Here is an 18,282-nt window from a genome sequence, read left to right on the forward strand (position 1 = left end):
CGCTCCTTCGCCTCTATATAGCGACGGGCATGGAACCGCTGACGCTGCATTTTGTTCACGAGCGGGTGGGTGCCCGCTTCATTCCGGTGGGGGGCCGCGAAGTCGTGGCCGGGTATGGAGACGTGGGCGCGGAGTATGGCGCGGCGCGTGGCGCCGTTGCACTGCACGATGCGTCCTACCGCGAAATCCTCCGGATAACGGGGGAGGATCGCGCCTCCTTCCTCCACGGCATGGTCACCCAGGAGGTGAAGAACCTCCCGGTGGGCTCGGCCGCCTATGCCGCCTTCATCACGGTGAAGGGCGCCATGGTGGGAGATGCGCGCATCCTCAAGCGGGAGGACGACCTCCTGCTGGACCTGGAGCCCGGGCTGGGCGCCAAGGTGCGGGAGTTCCTGGACAAATACCTCATCTCCGAGGACGCCGAGCTGCACGACGGCACCCCGGACCAGGCCTGGCTCAAGCTGCTCGGCCCCCGGACGGCCCAGGTGCTGGCCGCCGTCACGGGCGGTCCCCCGGAGCCCCCGGCGCCCCTGTCCAGCCGCAAGGCGTCCATCGCCGGTCAGGACGTGTGGCTGTTGGGGACGGCGCTGCCGGGCGGGCTGTCCGGCGTGGACGTGCTGGTGCCGCGCGCGGGGCTGGAGGCGGTGTGGGCGGCGCTGGCCGGGGCGGACGGGGTGAAGCCGGTGGGGTTCGACGCGCTGGAGCGGGTGCGGGTGGAGGCGGGGGTGCCGCGCTACGGGCAGGACATGGTGGACACCACCATCCCGCTGGAGGCGAACCTGACGAACGCCATCTCCTACAACAAGGGTTGCTACATCGGGCAGGAAGTGATTGCCCGGGCCACCTTCCGCGGCCACATGAACCGCAAGCTGGCGGGGCTGCTGCTGGGTGAGAAGGACGTGGCGCCCGGCACGGAGCTGCGCCGGGGTGAGAAGAAGGTGGGCTGGGTCACGAGCGTGGTGACGTCACCGGTGAAGGGCCAGCGGGTGGCGCTGGGCTACGTGCACCGCGACTCGCTGGAGCCGGGCACGGAGCTGACGCTGGGCGAAGGCGCGGGCACGGTGACGGTGGCCGCCCTGCCCTTCACCGCGGCGTAGGCGGCGCCACTTCGTCCTCTCCAAGCAGCCACACCTCCGTTCCTCGCGGAAGGTCCTGCTTGGAGAGCGTGCGGAAGCAGAGCACGTGCTGAGGCCTTGAGCGGAACGAGCCGAGCGGAACCTGCGCCAGCGCGCCAGCGTGCAGGACGTCGCCCTCCGGCCGCCGCAACGCCACGCGGACCTCCAACTGTACCTGCTCCCCCAGGTCCACGTCGGGCACGACGAGGACTCCGCGCCCCTGGATGGCGAAGGTGTCCTCAACCACCAGAAGCAGCCGCGCGCCGGGAACGGGAGCCGCCGGCGCCGGGCGCGCTTCCATCTTGAGCGGGAACCGGCAGAGCCTGACGGCGCTCGAGCACCCGGTGCAGTCGAGGCTGGCGGACGCGAGCGCCCCGTGGTGGACGTACTCAATCCGGACCGGGCTGCCACAGCTCGGACAGAGCACCGGGTCGGGGAGCGGCTCCCAGGTCGCCACGCGACGCTCCAATTCGTCCCAGTCCAGCGGCTGCGCGGGTGAGGTCATCGCTGCTTTCCTCGCAACGGCGCTTGAATGAGGCTCATGGGGAGTTCGCATCGCAGTACACGTACTTCGTCCCCACGGAGCAGCCTGCGGAGGCGCACTGCGGATCCTTCTTCGCCTCCTGGTCCTTTTCAATGAGCGCCTGGAGGTCATCCCCGTTCTCGCAGGACAGACACTCCACCTTGGGCTCCACCCCGCCACAGCAGCCGCAACCACAGGCGACATACGTGGCGGTGCAGTCCGGCGGAGCGTCGGACGCCTGGCAGCCCCACCCCAGCGCGCCCGCCAGCAGCAGCCCCATGAGCATTCGCATGCGGTGAAGATAGATTCGGACGCCTTGCGCCTGCCCCTTCACGGCCTCGTCGCCTGAGACAGCGCCTGGCGCACGGCCGCGCGCACGGGCGCGGGCACCTCATCCCCCGGGATGCGCCGGCACAGGGACACCGTGCGCTTGAGCGAGTCGCACGCGGCGGCGCAGCGTGGGCAGCGCGACAGGTGGTCCTCCAGCCGCACGCAGGTGGCCTGGTCCACCTCCCGCGCGGCGAACTCGGAGAGCTCCTGCGCCAGCTCCGGGCACGCCGGGGCCTGTCCCGGGGCCCCCTCCCCCATCAGCGTGGAGAGATGTTCGCGCAGTTGGAGCCGCGCGCGGTGCAGCCGGCTCTTGAGCGCCCGCACCTCGATGCCCACCACCTTCGCCGCCTCCTCCGCGGAGAGGCCCTCCACGTCCCGGAGGATGAGCACCTCCCGATGGGCCTCCGGCAGCGCGAGGATGGCCGCCTGCAACACCTCCCCCATCTGCCGCGCATGGGAGACCATGTCCGGGGTGGCCTCCTCCGCGGCGACGTGGGTGGCCGCCGGAGAGTCGAGCGGCTGGAACTCCTCGGGCGCTCCGACGCGCTTGCGGCGCAGGCGGAGGCAGTGCGTGCGGGCCACCTGATACAGCCACGTGGACAGCTCCGCGTCGCCCCGGAACGCGTGGATGCCCCGGAAGGCCGCGAGCAGCGTCTCCTGGAGCACCTCCCTGGCGTCCTCCTCCGAGCCGCACATGCGCAGGCCAAAGCGGAACACCTGCTTCTCGTGGCGGGCGAGGATTTCATCCAGCGCCGTGTCGTCGCCAGCGCGCGCGGCCTCCATCAGCTGCTCATCGGTTCGCGTCGACATCACCCGGTCGCCTCCTCCACAGGTCCCCGTCACGTCCGAGGCGAAGACCGCCCGGCCGTGAGGATGCCTTCCTGGCCATCCCCACGAGGAGACATAGCGGGAACCTGGCGCCGGTGCTGAAGGGACATTTAGTAGCGGATGACCTGATAACCCTCGGCCACCAGGCGCGAAAGCTCCGCCACGCCGTTGTCCACCACCTCCGCCTCCGGCTGGAGCTTCTTCGGGTCGATGCCGAACTTCGCGAGCGCGTGACCGCAGGCCACCAGCCGTACGCCCGCGGCCTTCGCGGCCCGGGCCTCCTGGCGGACCTCCTCCGGAACGGCCTTGACCGTCGGGTCCAACGCCACCACCGCGCGGCCGTAGGTGAGCCACACCACGTCCGAAAGGTAGCCGGACTCCTTGGCCGTCTTCGCGTGCCGGAAGGAGCTGGAGAGCGTGCCGATGTCCTCCAGGCCCGTGGTGGAGACGAAGACGAGCCTGCCCTGGTGCGCGGGCGCCTTCTTCCCGGGGGCCTGGGACGGCGCCGCAACGATGGTGGCGAGCGGGACGATGACGAGCGCGGCGAGGACGAGCAGCAGGTTGCGATTCATTCGAGGAACTCCGCTTCGAGGTTGGATGAAAAGAGGCTCACCGCACCTGCTGGGTGCGCAGCACGGGCGGGAGGTCCTCGCCCACGGCGCGTCCCTGCAGCGCGTCGTCCAGACGCGGCCTGGCGGCGAGGAAACGGCGCACCGCCTCGTGCGCGTCGATGTCCAGGACGCGCGGCTCCTGGACGCCGGGGATCCGGCACACCATGTCGGGTGCATCCCCCTCCCGCTCGCAGGCCGTCACGGTGTAGAGGCGCGCGTCCTCCACCGGCCTGCCACCGACCTCCAGGGCGAGGAGGCGCTGCCCCTTGGGGGCGTCGGCGCGGAAGCGCAGCGTCATCCCCGACGGGCGCGGCAGCCACCCACCGAAGCGCTTCTCCGGATCCTTCGCGAAGACGTTCTCCAGCTCCTGCTCCCAGAAGGCGCGAAGCTGGCGGCCACTCACCTTGCCCGTCTTCAGCTTGTTGACGATGGGGAAGAGGTTCCACAGGTCCGCCTCGCGCACCGGCCCGGGCAGCAGCGGCGTGCCGAAGCGGAAGCCGTTGGAGAGGCCAATCTCCGTCCCTCCCGCGGCGCGGATGGCGTCGGCCAGCACGTTGTCCAGCGGGTTCTCCACCACCGCGTAGCGCGCGAGCGTGACGCCGGTGTGGCCCACCGGCGCGGACAGCTTCGCCTCGTGCGGAGCGAGGGCGGCGTCCACCAGCCGGGCCACCTTCGGGTCCTCCGGGAAGCGCGAAGCGGTCAGCTCGATGAGCTCCCAGCGGCGGTCCACCACCCGGCCCTCCTCCACCCACAAGTCCAGCCGCCCGAGGAAGGAGCCGAAGGCGCCGGGCTCCACCACCCAGCTGCCGGCCTGCTCAATCGGTGAATAGGTGCGCTCATGCGTGTCGCCGGACAGGTGGACGTCCACGCCGGGCACGCGAGCGGCGAGCCCCACCGCCTTGGCGAGCCCCACGTGCGTCATCAACAGCACCACCTGGGCGCCTTCACGCTCGCGCACCTCGCGCACCAGCGCCGGCAGCGCCTCCGGACCGTCGTAGCGCAGGCCCTGGCTGTACCCCGGGGGCTGACGGCGAGGGACATCCGGATCCGTGAAGCCGACGACGGCCACCTTCACCCCGCCCACCTCCTTCACGAGGTACGGCGGAAAGAGGCGCTCGCCGCTGGCCGCGTCGCGCAGGTTGGCGGCGACGAGCGGATGCTTCAGCTCACGGGCGCGCTGGCGCAGCACCTGGGGGCCGTACACCACCTCCCAGTTTCCAGGCACCGCGGCGTCCAGCCCGAGCGCGTTGAGCGGCTCGATGAGGGCACCGCCCTCGGTGAGCGCCGCCGCGCCAGAGCCCTGGATCGTGTCACCGGCATCGAGCACCAGCACGTCACCGCCGCGCTCGGCGCGGATCCGCTGGATGGCGGCGGCCACGCGGGCGAAGCCGCCGGCCTCTTCGATGCGCTCCTTCCCGTCGCGCCAGAACAGCTCCGGGTGGGCGCGCAGCTGCGCGTGCAGGTCCGCCACGTAGAGGACGGTGAGCTGCTTGCGCTGGGGCCCGGAAACGCTGTCGGCCGGCGGGGCGATGGTTCGAGCACAGCCGGGGCCCAGACCGCCCAACGCGAACAGCGCGCCGAGCAGCGAGAGGAGACGCATCATCGTGAGGCACCTTGAGTGAGAGGGACAGCGGAGGGGACACGAGGCGTGCCGCGTGAGGCTCGCGTCACTCCCAGGCCGACATGGGGCCGAGGTTGAAGACGTCCTGGAAGCCACGCTCCTTCAGGAGGGCCTCGGCGCGGCTGCTGCGCGCGCCACTGCGGCAGTAGATGACGACGGGCTTCCGCGGCGAGCCCAGCTCGGCGAGCCGCTGGGGGAGCTCATCCACGGGGATGTTCATCGCCCCGGGAAGGTGCCCGGCGGCGAACTCCTCCGGCGTGCGGACATCCACCAGCGTCGCCCCGGCCTCCACCCGCTGGTGGGCCTCGGCCCCGGCGGAGCGTGGGTGCGCACAGGAGACGAAGAACGGACTGGCGAACAGGGCAGCGACGACGAGAACGGACTTCATGGAGCGGCTCCAACCGGGCCCAGAGGCCCGCGGGCCCTGGGGAACGGGGTACAGCGGGGTGAGAGCCACGAAGGCTCGAAAAGGATTCAGCTCATCCGCCGTGCCCACGGCACCCGGGCGAGGACCATGCCGGCGAACATGGCGGGCACGAAGACGAGCAACTGCGTCGCCCCGGTGGTCAGCGACGTGAGCGCGGGACCGGGGCAGTAGCCGCCGAGTCCCCACCCGACGCCGAAGAGGCCCGCGCCCACGAGGAGCTTGCGGTCCACTCCGCTGGCGGAGAGGGCGGGGAACTTCGCGGCGAAGAGGGGCCGCTCGCGCTGGTGGATGAGGGGACGCAGCGCCGCGTGCACGGCGATGGCGCCGCCCATCACGAACGCGAGCCGGAAGTCCCAGTCACCGGCGACGTCGAGGAAGCCGAGGACGTTGGCGGGATTCGTCATGCCGCTGATGCCCAGGCCGATGGCGAAGAGCAGACCGCTGAGGAATGCACTGATGTTCGAACGCATGGAGAGCTCTCTCTAGAGGACGTGGCGGATCAGGAAGACGGTGAGGACGCCGGTGGCCATGAAGGTGAGCGTGGCCGCGATGGAGCGGACCGAGCCGCGGCTGATGCCGCAGACGCCGTGTCCGCTGGTGCAGCCGTTGCCCAGCCGCGAGCCGAAGCCCACCAGCAGGCCCGCCGCCACCAGGAGTCCGACGCCGCCCACGCTCAGCGATGCCGGGGGTGCGAAGGAGCCGGGGCGCAGCCATGCGAGCAGCAGGCCGCCCGTGAGCAGCCCGCCGAGGAAGAGCACGCGCCAGGAGATGTCACCGCGCACGGGCGCCAGCAGCGAGCCGACGATGCCGCTGATGCCGGCCACCCGGCCATTGGCCAGGAGGAGCAGGGAGGCGCTCAGACCGATGAGGGCCCCACCGAGGAGGGGAGGGAGGAACGAGGAGAGCATGTCCCGTGAGAGCCAGATTTGGAGGCGCGGGATTCAGCCAGGGGAAGGCCCTGAATCCTTCTTTCCGTCCCCTGGCTCTCAAGGACAGGAGGCTTCGACATGATTTTCCGCCAGCTTTTCGACTCAGAGTCCTCGACCTACACCTATCTCCTCGGCGACGAGACCACGCGCCAGGCCGTCCTCATCGACCCGGTGCTGGAGCAGGTTGACCGCGACCTGCGACTGGTGGGCGAGCTGGGCCTCACCCTCACGCACGTCTTCGATACCCATGTGCACGCGGACCACGTCACCGCGTCCGGAGTGCTGCGCGAGCGCACGCAGGCCACGGTGGTGGGGGGCGTGGGAGGTGCCGCTTGCGCCGACGTCCAGGTGCGCCACGGAGACGAAGTGCGCGTCGGGGGGCTCGTCTTCCAGGTGCTCGCCACGCCGGGCCACACGGACGACAGCGTCAGCTACCTGCTGGGCGACCGCGTCTTCACCGGCGACGCGCTGCTCGTGCGCGGCAACGGCCGCACCGACTTCCAGAACGGGAACGCGAGCCAGCTCTACGACAGCCTCACCCGCGTCCTCTTCCGCCTGCCGGACGAAACGCGCGTCTACCCCGCGCACGACTACCACGGTCACATGGTGACGAGCATTGGCGAGGAGAAGCGGCACAACCCGCGCGTCGCGGGCAAGAGCCGGGAGGAGTTCATCGCCATCATGGAGAACCTCCACCTGCCCAAGCCCAAGAAGATCGACATCGCAGTCCCAGCCAACCGCGCCTGTGGACACACGGCGCCTTCACCGCAGGGGGCCTGACATGACATCCCATCCCTATCAGGACCTCACGCCCGCGCAGCTCGACACGCTCGGCCCCGAGGTGCGGCGCATCGACGTGCGCGAGCTGGATGAGTTCACGGGCCCCCTGGGCCACCTTCCCGGAGCGGAGCTCGTCCCGCTGGGAACGCTGGAGGAGGCGGCGGCTTCGTGGCCGCGCGAACAGCCGCTGCTGCTCATCTGCCGCTCGGGCGGCCGCTCCGCGAAGGCGGCGCAGGCGCTCGCCCGCGGCGGCTTCCAACACCTCTACAACCTGGTGGGCGGGATGCTCGCCGTGCGCGAGCAGCACGCGCCCCAGGGCTGAAGGCGAACACCATGCCCCTCCTCGGCTTCTCGCTCGCGGCGTTGATTGGGCTGTCGCTCGGCCTGCTCGGCGGCGGCGGCTCCATCATCACCGTGCCCATCCTCGTGTACGTCCTGGGCTTCGGGGCCAAGGAGTCCATCGCCATGGGGCTCGCCGTGGTGGGCGTCACCAGCCTCTTCGGCGCGGCGGGCCACTGGCGCAAGGGCAACGTGCAGCTGCGGGCGGCCCTCGTGTTCGGCGCGGTGGCCATGGTGGGCACCTACGCGGGGGCGCGCCTGGCCGCCTTCGTCTCGGGCGCCTTGCAGCTGCTGCTCTTCGCCACGGTGATGCTCGTGGCCGCCTTCTTCATGTTCCGCAACGGCCGCAAGGAGGCGGCGCTCTCCGCGCGCAAGGAGTCCGCGCCCGTGCCCGAGCCCCGCAAGGCGTCCTTCCCCGTCATGGCCGTGGCCGCCCTCGGCGTGGGTGGGCTCACGGGGCTGGTCGGGGTAGGAGGCGGCTTCCTCATCGTCCCGGCGCTGGTGCTCCTGGTGGGCCTGCCGATGAAGCAGGCGGTGGGCACGAGCCTGCTCGTCATCGCGCTCAACTCCTTCGTGGGCTTCGCCGGCTACCTCGGCCACGTCCAGGTGCCCTGGCTCTACCTGGGCATCTTCACGGCCATCGCCGTGGCGGGCATCCTCATCGGCACCTGGACGTCCCACTACGTCTCGCAGGCGGCCCTCAAGAGGGCCTTCTCCCTCTTCCTCGTCGTGATGGGCGCCTTCATCCTGTTCAAGAACCGGGAGGCCCTGGCGCAAGGTGGCGGTGAGCCCGCGCCCACCGCCCGCTCCCCTGAACGGGAGCGAGGGGTGGGGGGCTCTACCGCGAAGACGCGAAACTAGACGCGCCCTTCGGCCTTCTGCGCGCGCTCGATGCTCTCGAAGAGGGCGCGGAAGTTGCCGCCGCCGAAGCCCTGGTCGCCCTTGCGCTGGATGATTTCGTAGAAGAACGGGCCCGCGTCCGCCTGCTTGTAGAGGCTCGCCGCGTCCTTCATGAAGATCTGGAGCATGTAGCTGCGCTCCTTGTCACCGTCGATGAGCACCTCCAGGTCGCGCAGGACGTTGATGTCCTCGTCGATCTTCTTGATGCCCATGCGCTCGATGCGGTCCGGCAGCGCGTCGTAGTACGAGCCCGGCGTGGGCATGAACTGGATGCCCGCGTTCTGCCGCATGTCCTTCACCGAGGACAGGATGTCCTTCACCGTGATGGCCAGGTGCTGCACGCCGTCACCGCGGTGGTCCTCGTTGAAGATGTTGATCTGGCTGGCCTTGAAGAACGGGAACTTGGGCTCGTTGTTCGCGAACTTCACGCCGCTCTTCGGATCCCACATCACCTCCGACTTCAGGCCGCTGCCGTGGTCGCGCTTCTGCTGCGACGCCACGTCGTCCGTGTGGAACTCGATGTGCCAGAACTTCTCGAAGCCCATCACGTGCTCCATCCACAGGAGCATGGGCTTCATCGTCTGGAAGTTCGACGTGACGTGGTCCAGCTTGTCGAAGCCGTACTTGTTCTTGCCGCCCTTGGGCTGCGCGTGCACCTGGAAGCCCGGGTAGATGGACTTGTAGTTGTTCCGCTGCAGGAAGCGGAACGTGGTGTCGCCAAACGGCGTCGTGATGGAGAAGAACGCCAGCTTGCCGCCCGCGTCGTCCGTGAAGCGCTGGATGTCCGTGATGAACGTGGCGCCGCGCTGCTCCAGCAGCTTGAACGTCTTCTCCACGTCCTCCACCTCGAAGTTCAGCGTGCCCACCCCGTCCGGGTGCTTGCGCAGGTAGCGCCACGCGCGGCCGCCCTCGCCCACGGGCTGGCTCACCACCAAGGCAATCTCACCCGCCTGGAACAGCGCGGACTTCTGCTTGCCGTGCGCCTCCAGCTCCGGCCCGGACACCGCCACCTCCGCGAAGTCCAACCCCTTCGTGTAGAACTGGCGGCTGCGCTCCAGGTCATGCACGTACCAGTGGATGCTCTCCAGGGCCTTGATGCCCAGCGATTCCTGCTTGGCCATGTCGCTGACTCCTCGTGGTGAAGAAGAAAAGGGTTCGTGACTACACCGGCTGCGCGTCGGGCTGCCGGTCCGGCTGCGCCGCCTGGAAGGCGGGGAGTTCGTTGCACGCTGCTTCAATCCTCGACAGCGTGGGATAGGGCTTCAGGTCTACACCGAACCGGCGGGCCCCGTAGAGCTGCGGAACCAGCAGGACGTCGGCGAACGACACTGCGTCTCCCACACAGTAACGCCCGGCCGTCTCCTGCACCGCCGCCTCCAACGCCGCCAGCCCGTGCATGTTCCAGTGCGCCGCCCAGGCCTTCTCGTCCGCCTTCAGCTCGTTCTTGATGCGCAGCGTCACCGACGTGTTCTGAAGGGGCTGCATGCCCGCGTTCACCATCTCCGCCAGCATGCGAGCCTTCGCGCGGAGGTACGCATCCGTGGGCAGGAGGGCGGGCGAGGGCACGCGCTCCTCCAGGTACTCCAGGATGGCCATGGACTCGGACAGCTTGCGCGCCTGCCCGTCCGCCTCCGTCCACTCCAGCGTGGGCACGCGGGCCATGGGGTTCTTCGCCCGGTAGGCCTCCGTGAACTGCTGGCCGCCGTCCTTGAGCAGGTGCACCGCCAGGTACTCGAAGGGCAGCCCCTTCCAGTGGAGCGCGATGCGCGCGCGCCAGGACGCGGAGGAGCGCCAGTAGCCGTGCAGCTTGAGGTTCTTCATGGCGCCTTCACCACCGTCTGGGAGATGCGGCCAAAGAGGCTGTGCCCCTCACCGTCCAGCATTTCGATCTCGATGCTGTCCCCGGGCTTCATGAAGGCCGTCTTCGCCTTGCCCTCGTCGATGGTCTCGATCATCCGGCGCTCGGCGAGGCAGGAGATGCCGCGCGTGCGGTCCTCGTTGGACACCGTGCCGCTGCCCAGGATGGTGCCCGCGGTGAAGGCGCGCGTGCGCGTCAGGTGCTGGATGAGGTCGCGGAAGGAGAAGTGCATCTCCGGGCCCGCGTCCGTGTCCCCCACCAGCTGGCCGTTGAGCGTGCTGCGCATGCGCAGGTGCACGCGGCCGTCCTTCCACGCTTCACCCAGTTCGTCCGGCGTCAGCGCGAAGGGGCCGAACGCGGTGGCGGGCTTGCTCTGGAAGAAGCCGAAGCCCTTGGCCAGCTCCTCCGGGATGAGGTTTCGCAGCGACACGTCGTTGGCGATCATCACCAGCTTGATGTGCCTGTCCGCGTCCTCGGCCCTGGTGCCCATGGGCGTGTCGCCCAGCACGACGCAGACCTCGCTCTCGAAGTCCAGGCCCCAGGCTTCATCGCGCAGCGGGATGTCCTGCGTGGGCGCGAGGAAGTCCCCGGAGCCGCCCTGGTACACCAGCGGATCCGTGCGCAGCGTGGCGGGCGGTTCCGCGTTGCGCGCCTTGCGCACCAGCAGCACGTGGTTGATGTACGCGCTGCCGTCCACCCATTCGTAGGCGCGCGGCAGGGGCGCGTGCAGCGCCTTCACGTCCAGCGGGCGGCTCTGCACCGCGCCCGCCTCCAGCTGCTGTGCCAGCGCGCGCAGCTGCGGCTCCTTCTGGTCCCAGTCATCCAGGGCCGCTTGCAGCGTGAGGGCCACGTTGGTGGCCAGCGCGTAGGCGGAGTTGTCCCGCTTGACGACGATGAGCCGCCCGTCGCGGGTTCCGTCCTTGAGCGTCGCGAGCTTCAATTCCGCGCTCCCTCGGCGGCCTGTGGGGGAGGAAGGGGGAGGCCGCCTGACCCGACGGGCTTTTCCGACGGGCCACCAGGCGAGTCAAGCACGCCCGTTGAACGCAACGCGGCATCCTCCCTTCCTCCAGCAACGCTGCTGGCCGCATGCATTCACGTGGCTGTCGGCCAGAGGACGAAGCGCGGACCTCCGGACGGCTTGCGCGTGGTGGAAAACCACGTGTCCGCCTGCCGGGCCGCCTGCCCCACGAACGGACAGGGGGCCACGAGGGGCCGGGACGGGAAGCGGAAGCGTGCCGACTGTTCAAACCCCGAGCAGCGCACGCACGGCCCGGGTTGTTCCCCCTGGCAGGGACCCGGGCGGAAACGCAGCTTTGGAAGCGGGACGTCCGGCCGACCGCGCCGCCGCGGTGGCGGGGACGGGGGGCTCGCGAGGGCACTGAATGGCGCAAGGCTTCCAACAGGCCGGCGACACCCCCAGGGAGCCACACCCGGGCCAGCGGCTGGGCAACCGCTACGAGCTGCGCCAGCGGGTGAAGGCCGGACGGGGCATCTCCACCTGGCAGGGGTTGGACCTGCTCACGCACGAGCGCGTGCTCGTGAAGGTCACCCCGCTGTCCGCCTTCGTCCCCACGGCCCGCCACCGGCTGGAGCACGAGGCGGAGGTGCTGGCGCGGCTGCACAACCCGGCGCTCGTGCCCGTGCGCGACCTGGGCACGTCCGATGACCTGCTCTACCTCGTCACCCCGTGGGTGGACGGCGAGACGCTGGAGGCCCGCCTGGAGCGCGGCCCCCTGTCCCTGCCGGAGGCCATCATGCTGGGCCAGCGCCTGCTGAAGGCGCTCGCGGAGGCGCACCGCGAGGGCGTCCTGCACCGCGACGTGAAGCCCTCCAACATCCTGGTGCGCGACCACCCGATGTCCGCCGCGTGGCTCACCGACTTCGGCCTGTCGCGCAGCGAGCGGTTGGACCCGTCCCTGCGGGATTTGCCCGTGGGCACGGCGCGCTACCTGTCGCCGGAGCAGGCGGGGCTCATCAACCGGCCGGTGGAGGCGCCGTCGGACCTGTACGCCGTGGGCCTGGTGCTCTTCGAGGCGCTGTCCGGCCGCCCCGCGCTGGAGGGCGCGACGGTGGGCGAGGTGCTCCGGCTGCACCTGACCGCGCACCCGCGCCTGCGCCCCGTGGGCGTGGAGGTGCCGCTGGCGATGGAGGAGCTCATCGCGCGGCTGAGCCAGACCGACCCGCGCGACCGCTACCAGACCGCGGACGCCGCGCTCGCGGACCTGAACGCGCTGGAGGCCGCGCTGTCCCGGGGTGAGGCGGAGCCCGCGCTCGTCACCGGCGCGCACGACCACCGCCAGAGCCTCACCGAGCCGTCCTTCGTGGGCCGCCGCGAGGAGCTGGCGACGCTGGAGCGCGAATTGGAGCACGTGAGCGAGGACGGCTCGCGCGCCGTGGTGGTGGAGGGCGAGTCCGGCGGCGGCAAGAGCCGGCTCTTGGAGGAGTTCTCCGCCCGGGCCGTGGGCCAGCGCGCGTGGGTGCTGCATGGCCAGGCGCAGGACCAGGCCGCGCAGCGCCCCTTCCAGCTCTTCGCGGGCGTGGCGGAGGGCATCGCCGCGCAGGCGCGCGAGGACCCGGCGCTGGGCGCGCTCTTGCGCGAGAGGCTCGCGGGCCAGGAGGCCGGCCTGTGCGCGGTGCTGCCTCCGCTCACGGAGGTGCTCGCACCCGGCCCGCGGGCGCCGCGCGCGCAGGGGCTGGGGCCGGAGTCCCTGAGCGAGAGCCGCAGCGTCTGGAGCCTCACGGCGCTGCTCAACGCGCTGGGCACGCCGGACGCGCCCGCGGTGGTGGTGCTGGAGGATTGCCAGTGGGCGGACACGCTCACGCTGCGCGCGCTGGAGGCCTGGTCCCAGGGCCGCCGCGCCGGGGACGGGCGGCTCTTGCTCATCGTGTCGTTCCGCAGCGAGGACATCCACGCGGACCACGTGCTCCGGCGGCTGGCGCCGGGCGAGCACCTGAAGCTGACCGCCTTCGGCGCGGCGGAGGTCGCGCTGCTGGCGGAGTCCATGGCCGGCGTGCTGCCACCGGAGGCCGTGGAGCTGGTGACGCGGCTGGCGGAGGGCAACCCGTTCATGGCCTCCGCGGTGCTGCACGGGCTGGTGGAGGACGGCGTCCTCATGCCCGGTCCGGACGGCTGGCGGGTGCAGCCGGAGGCGATGGCGCACGCGCGCTCGTCGCGCCAGGCGGCCACCTTCCTGGTGCGGCGCCTGCGCCTGTTGCCGCCGGAGTCCCTGCACGTGCTCAGCGTGGGCGCGGTGCTGGGCAAGTCCTTCGACACGCGCGCGGTGGCGGCCCTGTCCGGCACGCCGCTGGAGGCCGTCACCACCGCGCTGGAGCCGCCGCGCCGCCGGCACATGCTGTGGACGGAAGGCACGCGCTCCACCTTCGTGCACGACAAGCTGCGCGAGGTGCTGCTGGACCTGCTGTCCCCGGAGGAGCGCCGCGAATTGCACCGGCTGGCCGCGCGCGCCGCGCAGCAGTCCGTGCCCAATGATCCGTTCGAGCTGGCCTACCACTTCGACGCGGCGGGAGAGAGCGCGCAGGCCCTGCCCTGGGCGCTGGTGGCCGCGGAGCAGGCGCGCCAGCGCTTCTCACTGGACACCGCGGAGGTGAACTACCGCATCGCCGAGCGCGGCGCTTCAGGCGCGGACGCGCGCACCCGCTACCGCATCGCTTCTGGCCTGGGCACCGCGCTGATGATGCGCGGCCGCTACGACGAGGCGCAGCGGCAGCTGGAGGCCGCCCAGTCCCTGGCGCACGACCGGCTGGAGCAGGGCCGCACGCTGGGCCACCTGGGCGAGCTCGCCTTCAAGCGCGGCCAGACGGTGCAGGCCAACGCCTACCTGGAGCAGGGCTTGAAGCTGCTGGGCCGCTGGGTGCCGCCCGGCACGCTGGCCACCGGCGCCAGCGCCGCGTGGGAAATCCTCACGCAGGCCGCGCACACCGTGGCGCCGCGCCTGTGGCTGGGCCGCAAGTCCCTGGCGGACGGCGAGGAGGACCTGCTCGCGGTCAACCTCTACAGCCGGCTCGCGTACGGCTACTGGTACCAGCGCGGCCGCGCCGCGGTGCTGTGGGCGCACCTGCGCGACATGAACCTGGCGGAGCGCTACCCGCCCACGCCGGAATTGGCGCAGGCGTACTCCGCGCACTCGCCCGCGCTCACCACCCTGCCCTGGTTCCAGCGCGCGTACGCCTACGCCAGGAAGTCGCTGGCCCTGCGCCAGCAGCTGGGGGACGTGTGGGGCCAGGGCCAGTCGCTGCACTTCTATGGCCTGGCCCTCTACGCGTCGTCGCGCTTCAAGGAATGCATCGAGAAGTGCCGCGAGGCGGTGCGCCTGCTGGAGCGCACCGGCGACCCGTGGGAGGTGAACAACGCCACCTTCCAGATCGCCATGTCGCTCTACCGCCTGGGCCGCCTGAAGGAGGCCGCGGCGGTGAGCCAGAAGCTGCACGCGGCGGCGCTCGCGCTGGGGGACCGGTACTCGCTGCGCCTGGGCCTGGAGGCGTGGGCCAAGTCCACCGGGGGCCGCATCCCCGCGGCGCTGCTGGAGACGGAGCTGGCGGCGCCCACCGCCACCGACCCGCAGTCCTTCGCGGGCGTGCTCCAGGCGGAAGGCCTGCGCCTGCTGCGTGAGAACGAACCCGCGAGGGCCGCGGAGGTGCTGGAGCGCGCCGAGCGCGTGGTGGAGGACGCGCACCTGCGGCAGGAGTACGTGGCCCCCATCACCCCGTGGCTCGCCACCGCGCGCAGGCGCCTGGCGCAGCAGGCCAGCCCCCTGAATCCGAAGGAGCGCGACCGGCTCTTGAGGGAGGCGGACGGGGTGGCGAAGCGCGCCCACGCCGTCGCGCGCACCTACCGCAACAACCTGCCCCACGCGCTGCGCGAGCGCGGCCTGATGTGCGCGCTGCGAGACCGGCCCGCCCGGGCCCGCAAGCACCTGGACGAGTCGCTGCGCGTGGCGGAGCAGCTGGAGATGCGCCAGGAGCGCGCGCTGACGCTCCAGGCCCGCGGCGAGGTGGGCCGGGCCCGCGGCTGGCCCGGCGCTTCGCGCGACCTGGAGACGGCCGCCCGTGAGTTGGAGGCCATGGAGGACGGCCTGCACCGCGAGGCCGGGCACGCCACGGCCGGCGTGGAGACGCTGTCGCTGGTGGACCGCTTCCCGCGCGTGCTGGAGGTGGGGCGCAGGCTCGCCTCCGCCCTGTCGCGCGAGGCCGTGTTCGAGACCGCCCGCCAGTCCATGCAGGAGCTCTTGCGCGCGGAGAGATGCGCCGTGGTGGACCCGCGCGCGGTGGTGTCCGAGGAGGACGCGAAGAACCAGGGCCTCAGCCGCACCGCGCTCGCGCGCGCGCTGGAGACGGGCCGCATCACCGTGCTGGGCCAGGGCCTGCCCGGCGGCATCAGCGAGAGCATGGAGCTGCTCGGGGTGCGCTCGCTGCTGTGCGCGCCGCTCCAGGTGCGCGGCAAGACGGTGGCGTGCGTGGTGGCCAGCCACCGCAAGGTGGGCGCCCTCTTCGGCGAGGACGAGGAGCGCCTGGCGTCCTTCGTGACGGTGCTCGCGGGCGCGGCGCTGGAGAACGCGGAGAACTTCGAGCGCGTCGCCGCCCTCTCGGAAGAACAGGGCCGCCTGTACCGGGAGGAGCAGGAGGCCGTGCGCCGCCGCGACGACTTCCTGTCCATCGCCGCGCATGAGCTGAAGACGCCGCTCACGTCCCTGCAGCTGCACATCCAGGGGCTCCAGGCGAAGGCCCGGGGCGCGCCCATGCCGCCGGAGAAGCTGACCGCCAAGCTGGAGTCGGCCTATTCGCAGACGCAGCGGCTGGGGAAGCTGGTCAACGACCTGCTGGACATCTCCCGCATCGCGCAGGGCCAGCTGCACATCAAGCGCGAGGACGTGGACCTGGTGACGCTGGTGCGCAACCAGCTGGAGCGCAGCCGCGAGGCACTGGTCCGCGCCGAGTGCGAGGTGCGCTTCCACGCCAGCGAGCCGCGCCTCATCGGCCACTGGGACGCGCTCCGGCTGGAGCAGGTGGTGGGCAACCTCTTGACCAACGCCATGAAGTACGGCGCGGGCAAGCCCGTGGAGGTGACGCTGGACGGGGACGCCACGGGCGTGCGGCTGGAGGTGCGCGACCACGGCATCGGCATCGCGGAGGAGGACCGGGCGCGCATCTTCGAGCGCTTCGAGCGCGCGGTGTCCGTGCGCCACTACGGCGGCTTCGGGCTGGGCCTGTGGATCGTCCGCGAAATCGTGCAGGCGCTGGGCGGCAACATCGACGTGGCCAGCGCCCCGGAGCAGGGCTCGACCTTCACGGTCACCCTGCCCCGCTCCGGCTCACCGGTGCACTGACTGACTACCGGCGCGTCACTTCCAGGTAGATGACGTTGTCCTGCGAGTCGCGGAACAGCCGCACGTTGTCCACCAGCTCCAGCGGCGTCTCCGACAGGAGGCTCCGCATCCCGTCCTCGTCCCGGTAGGTGAGCCACCAGTCCATGAAGGCCTCCATGTAGCCCGTCTCCGGCGGGTGCACCGCGAAGTTGGCCACCAGCAGGCGTCCGCCCGGGCGCAGCATGCGGAAGAGCAGCGCCGTGAGCCGGGCCGCCACGGAGTCCGACAGGTAGTCGTACAGCCCGGCGGAGTACGCGAAGTCCAGGTCCTCGAACACCGCCTTGCCCGCGAGCAGGGCGCGGACCGAGCCGCACACCGGCCGCACGATGCCGCCCGGGTGCAGGCGCGAAATCTCCGCCAGGCTCACCGGGTCCTGGTCGAACGCGATGAGCTCCTGGAGCCTGCCCTCCGCCACCGCGCGCGACGACTCGGCCTCGCGCAGGTGCCCGCACGCCACGGACAGCACGCGCCCGTCGGGCCGCCGCGCGGCCGTCGCGTCCATCATCCGCGCGAGCAGCTCCCGGCGCTCGCGCACGCTGCGGGCGGAGGGCTGCCCGTGCATGTAGCGGTAGATTTCACGGCCCGCGTGCAGCTCGTCCGCCGCGTGGTCCATGTAGAGGTAGTCGATGAGGGCCGCGTCGCCCGCGTAGCCGCGCGGCCGCTCGAAGGCGTGCCGGGTGAAGGGGCACTGGTGCAGGAAGGGGCGCATGGGGTGCTTGCGCGCCAGCTCCTGGCAGAAGCGCTTCCACACCTCCGGGCTCCACTGCCGCCGCCTCTGGATGAGCCCTCCGTGCAGGGCGGTCATCCCGGCGTGCAGCGTCTCGTCCGGGCCCTGCACCATCCGGGAGTGCAGGGTGTCCAACCACTCCCGCGCCTCCATGAGTGCTTCCTCGGGTGGGAGCAGGTCCCCCCTGAGCAGCGGGTTCACCAGGACAAGGTGGTTGGCTTGAGGCGCGACCGGCAGAGCCGCGCCGTGGACCGACAGGAAGGGCTGGCGCATAGGCATCATCCCGACAACCTGTAAGCAGAGGGCATCTACTTCCCGGGCCTCCGCCTTTCGCCGGGCCCCGCTCCGGCCAGCCGGACGGGCCCCTGGAATGGCCCGCCGAAACCCTCGGGGGACGGTTCTACCCGCAAGCCCCGACAATCCTTCCCCCGGGAAGGGGATTGCGGGGGGCGCGGTATCCGGCGACAGGCACTGCGGTTAGGATGGCGCGCCCCGTCTGGAAGAGAGCCGCAAGCCGCGCATGAAGATTGAAATCGCCCACCTGCCCCACGACATCATCGAGATCATCTATCCCTCGGAAGTGACGCCGAAGGACGTGACCGAGTACGTCGAGCAACTGAAGAAGGACATCACCGCCCGTGGGGGCGCGGAGTGGTCCGCGCTGGTGGACCAGTCCAAGCTGCGGGTGATGCCCGCCTCGGTGGTGGGGGAGATGGCGCGGCTGAACGCCTACGCCCAGCAGCGCGGCATGAAGCGCTCCGCGCGCGTGGTGAGCGACCCCGGCAGCGGCCTCCAGGCCTGGCGCATGACCAAGAACGCCGGCCTCACCATCCCCGCGAAGACCTTCGAGACCCGCTCCGAGGCGCTGTCCTGGCTCGAAGCCCCCGACGCGGACTGAACCACCCCCGGCG

At 71.1% G+C, this 18,282-nt stretch carries 18 protein-coding genes; 6 read left to right on the top strand and 12 right to left on the bottom strand.

What is annotated here, in order from left to right; genetic code table 11:
* The first annotated feature begins 29 nt into the window (after positions 1-29).
* A complete protein-coding gene (gene ygfZ / locus D7X96_RS13320; protein WP_121769875.1) occupies positions 30-1,097 on the top strand; it encodes a CAF17-like 4Fe-4S cluster assembly/insertion protein YgfZ in 1,068 nt (355 codons plus the stop codon).
* Here ygfZ and D7X96_RS13325 read toward each other — a convergent pair.
* The 8 genes from D7X96_RS13325 to D7X96_RS13360 form a co-directional block, all read right to left on the bottom strand.
* Positions 1,084-1,620, bottom strand: a complete 537-nt coding sequence (locus tag D7X96_RS13325; protein WP_121769876.1) for a hypothetical protein — start codon at positions 1,618-1,620, stop codon at positions 1,084-1,086. The genes ygfZ and D7X96_RS13325 overlap by 14 nt on opposite strands.
* Before the next feature lie 34 nt (positions 1,621-1,654).
* The gene (locus tag D7X96_RS13330) at positions 1,655-1,930 is read right to left on the bottom strand and encodes a hypothetical protein (RefSeq protein WP_147468296.1); all 276 of its coding nucleotides are present in this window, start codon (positions 1,928-1,930) and stop codon (positions 1,655-1,657) included.
* Positions 1,931-1,968: 38 nt separating this feature from the next.
* Positions 1,969-2,778: a sigma-70 family RNA polymerase sigma factor gene (locus tag D7X96_RS13335; RefSeq protein ID WP_121769877.1), complete on the bottom strand. Its 810-nt coding sequence runs from the start codon at positions 2,776-2,778 to the stop codon at positions 1,969-1,971.
* A 128-nt stretch (positions 2,779-2,906) separates the two neighbouring features.
* Positions 2,907-3,368 carry a DsrE family protein gene (locus tag D7X96_RS13340; protein WP_121769878.1) on the bottom strand — a complete coding sequence of 154 codons (462 nt, stop codon included), beginning with the start codon at positions 3,366-3,368 and terminating at the stop codon, positions 2,907-2,909.
* A 37-nt stretch (positions 3,369-3,405) separates the two neighbouring features.
* A complete protein-coding gene (locus D7X96_RS13345; protein WP_121769879.1) occupies positions 3,406-5,010 on the bottom strand; it encodes a bifunctional metallophosphatase/5'-nucleotidase in 1,605 nt (534 codons plus the stop codon).
* Positions 5,011-5,074: 64 nt separating this feature from the next.
* Positions 5,075-5,416, bottom strand: coding sequence for a rhodanese-like domain-containing protein (locus D7X96_RS13350; RefSeq protein ID WP_120548698.1), 342 nt, complete (start codon positions 5,414-5,416; stop codon positions 5,075-5,077).
* An 86-nt stretch (positions 5,417-5,502) separates the two neighbouring features.
* Positions 5,503-5,925: a DUF6691 family protein gene (locus tag D7X96_RS13355; protein ID WP_120548697.1), complete on the bottom strand. Its 423-nt coding sequence runs from the start codon at positions 5,923-5,925 to the stop codon at positions 5,503-5,505.
* Positions 5,926-5,937: 12 nt separating this feature from the next.
* Entirely contained in the window at positions 5,938-6,396 is a 459-nt protein-coding gene (locus D7X96_RS13360; RefSeq protein WP_440588244.1) for a YeeE/YedE family protein, read from the bottom strand.
* 66 nt (positions 6,397-6,462) lie between these two features.
* Here D7X96_RS13360 and D7X96_RS13365 point away from each other — a divergent pair, with 66 nt between their 5' ends.
* The 3 genes from D7X96_RS13365 to D7X96_RS13375 are packed head-to-tail and all read left to right on the top strand — an operon-like array spanning position 6,463 to position 8,364.
* Positions 6,463-7,164: an MBL fold metallo-hydrolase gene (locus tag D7X96_RS13365; protein ID WP_120548695.1), complete on the top strand. Its 702-nt coding sequence runs from the start codon at positions 6,463-6,465 to the stop codon at positions 7,162-7,164.
* Position 7,165: 1 nt separating this feature from the next.
* Positions 7,166-7,486, top strand: a complete 321-nt coding sequence (locus D7X96_RS13370; protein WP_120548694.1) for a rhodanese-like domain-containing protein — start codon at positions 7,166-7,168, stop codon at positions 7,484-7,486.
* Positions 7,487-7,497: 11 nt separating this feature from the next.
* On the top strand, positions 7,498-8,364 hold the full coding sequence (locus tag D7X96_RS13375) for a sulfite exporter TauE/SafE family protein (protein WP_121769880.1): 867 nt from the start codon (positions 7,498-7,500) through the stop codon (positions 8,362-8,364).
* Here the strand turns inward: D7X96_RS13375 and hppD are convergent.
* From hppD to D7X96_RS13390, 3 genes are read right to left on the bottom strand one after another with little or no spacing between them, the layout of a single operon-like run.
* A complete protein-coding gene (gene hppD / locus D7X96_RS13380) occupies positions 8,361-9,524 on the bottom strand; it encodes a 4-hydroxyphenylpyruvate dioxygenase (RefSeq protein ID WP_120548692.1) in 1,164 nt (387 codons plus the stop codon). The genes D7X96_RS13375 and hppD overlap by 4 nt on opposite strands.
* A 40-nt stretch (positions 9,525-9,564) precedes the next feature.
* A complete protein-coding gene (gene maiA, locus D7X96_RS13385; protein ID WP_121769881.1) occupies positions 9,565-10,224 on the bottom strand; it encodes a maleylacetoacetate isomerase in 660 nt (219 codons plus the stop codon).
* Positions 10,221-11,201 carry a fumarylacetoacetate hydrolase family protein gene (locus D7X96_RS13390; RefSeq protein WP_121769882.1) on the bottom strand — a complete coding sequence of 327 codons (981 nt, stop codon included), beginning with the start codon at positions 11,199-11,201 and terminating at the stop codon, positions 10,221-10,223. Before D7X96_RS13390 ends, maiA begins: the two co-directional genes overlap by 4 nt.
* 442 nt (positions 11,202-11,643) lie before the next feature.
* Between D7X96_RS13390 and D7X96_RS13395 the strand changes: the two genes are divergently transcribed.
* Positions 11,644-16,605 carry a GAF domain-containing sensor histidine kinase gene (locus tag D7X96_RS13395; protein ID WP_121723639.1) on the top strand — a complete coding sequence of 1,654 codons (4,962 nt, stop codon included), beginning with the start codon at positions 11,644-11,646 and terminating at the stop codon, positions 16,603-16,605.
* 4 nt (positions 16,606-16,609) lie between these two features.
* Here the strand turns inward: D7X96_RS13395 and D7X96_RS13400 are convergent, their stop codons facing one another.
* Positions 16,610-17,644: a class I SAM-dependent methyltransferase gene (locus D7X96_RS13400; RefSeq protein ID WP_120548688.1), complete on the bottom strand. Its 1,035-nt coding sequence runs from the start codon at positions 17,642-17,644 to the stop codon at positions 16,610-16,612.
* 247 nt (positions 17,645-17,891) lie between these two features.
* On the opposite strand from D7X96_RS13400, the gene D7X96_RS13405 reads away from it, so the two are divergent.
* The gene (locus D7X96_RS13405; protein WP_120548687.1) at positions 17,892-18,269 is read left to right on the top strand and encodes an STAS/SEC14 domain-containing protein; all 378 of its coding nucleotides are present in this window, start codon (positions 17,892-17,894) and stop codon (positions 18,267-18,269) included.
* Positions 18,270-18,282: the final 13 nt, after the last annotated feature.

Origin of the sequence: Corallococcus interemptor (assembly GCF_003668875.1) — a bacterium.
GTDB lineage: Bacteria > Myxococcota > Myxococcia > Myxococcales > Myxococcaceae > Corallococcus > Corallococcus interemptor.

Excerpts from the sequence above, each read along its gene's own strand:
- D7X96_RS13325 (WP_121769876.1), bottom strand. The coding sequence starts at position 1,620 with ATGACCTCACCCGCGCAGCCGCTGGACTGGGACGAATTGGAGCGTCGC.
- D7X96_RS13395 (WP_121723639.1), top strand. The coding sequence starts at position 11,644 with ATGGCGCAAGGCTTCCAACAGGCCGGCGACACCCCCAGGGAGCCACAC.
- maiA (WP_121769881.1), bottom strand. The coding sequence starts at position 10,224 with ATGAAGAACCTCAAGCTGCACGGCTACTGGCGCTCCTCCGCGTCCTGG.
- D7X96_RS13340 (WP_121769878.1), bottom strand. The coding sequence starts at position 3,368 with ATGAATCGCAACCTGCTGCTCGTCCTCGCCGCGCTCGTCATCGTCCCG.
- D7X96_RS13345 (WP_121769879.1), bottom strand. The coding sequence starts at position 5,010 with ATGATGCGTCTCCTCTCGCTGCTCGGCGCGCTGTTCGCGTTGGGCGGT.
- ygfZ (WP_121769875.1), top strand. The coding sequence starts at position 30 with ATGGAACCGCTGACGCTGCATTTTGTTCACGAGCGGGTGGGTGCCCGC.
- D7X96_RS13375 (WP_121769880.1), top strand. The coding sequence starts at position 7,498 with ATGCCCCTCCTCGGCTTCTCGCTCGCGGCGTTGATTGGGCTGTCGCTC.
- D7X96_RS13365 (WP_120548695.1), top strand. The coding sequence starts at position 6,463 with ATGATTTTCCGCCAGCTTTTCGACTCAGAGTCCTCGACCTACACCTAT.
- D7X96_RS13330 (WP_147468296.1), bottom strand. The coding sequence starts at position 1,930 with ATGCGAATGCTCATGGGGCTGCTGCTGGCGGGCGCGCTGGGGTGGGGC.
- D7X96_RS13405 (WP_120548687.1), top strand. The coding sequence starts at position 17,892 with ATGAAGATTGAAATCGCCCACCTGCCCCACGACATCATCGAGATCATC.
- D7X96_RS13355 (WP_120548697.1), bottom strand. The coding sequence starts at position 5,925 with ATGCGTTCGAACATCAGTGCATTCCTCAGCGGTCTGCTCTTCGCCATC.
- D7X96_RS13400 (WP_120548688.1), bottom strand. The coding sequence starts at position 17,644 with ATGCGCCAGCCCTTCCTGTCGGTCCACGGCGCGGCTCTGCCGGTCGCG.
- D7X96_RS13350 (WP_120548698.1), bottom strand. The coding sequence starts at position 5,416 with ATGAAGTCCGTTCTCGTCGTCGCTGCCCTGTTCGCCAGTCCGTTCTTC.
- D7X96_RS13370 (WP_120548694.1), top strand. The coding sequence starts at position 7,166 with ATGACATCCCATCCCTATCAGGACCTCACGCCCGCGCAGCTCGACACG.
- D7X96_RS13335 (WP_121769877.1), bottom strand. The coding sequence starts at position 2,778 with ATGTCGACGCGAACCGATGAGCAGCTGATGGAGGCCGCGCGCGCTGGC.
- hppD (WP_120548692.1), bottom strand. The coding sequence starts at position 9,524 with ATGGCCAAGCAGGAATCGCTGGGCATCAAGGCCCTGGAGAGCATCCAC.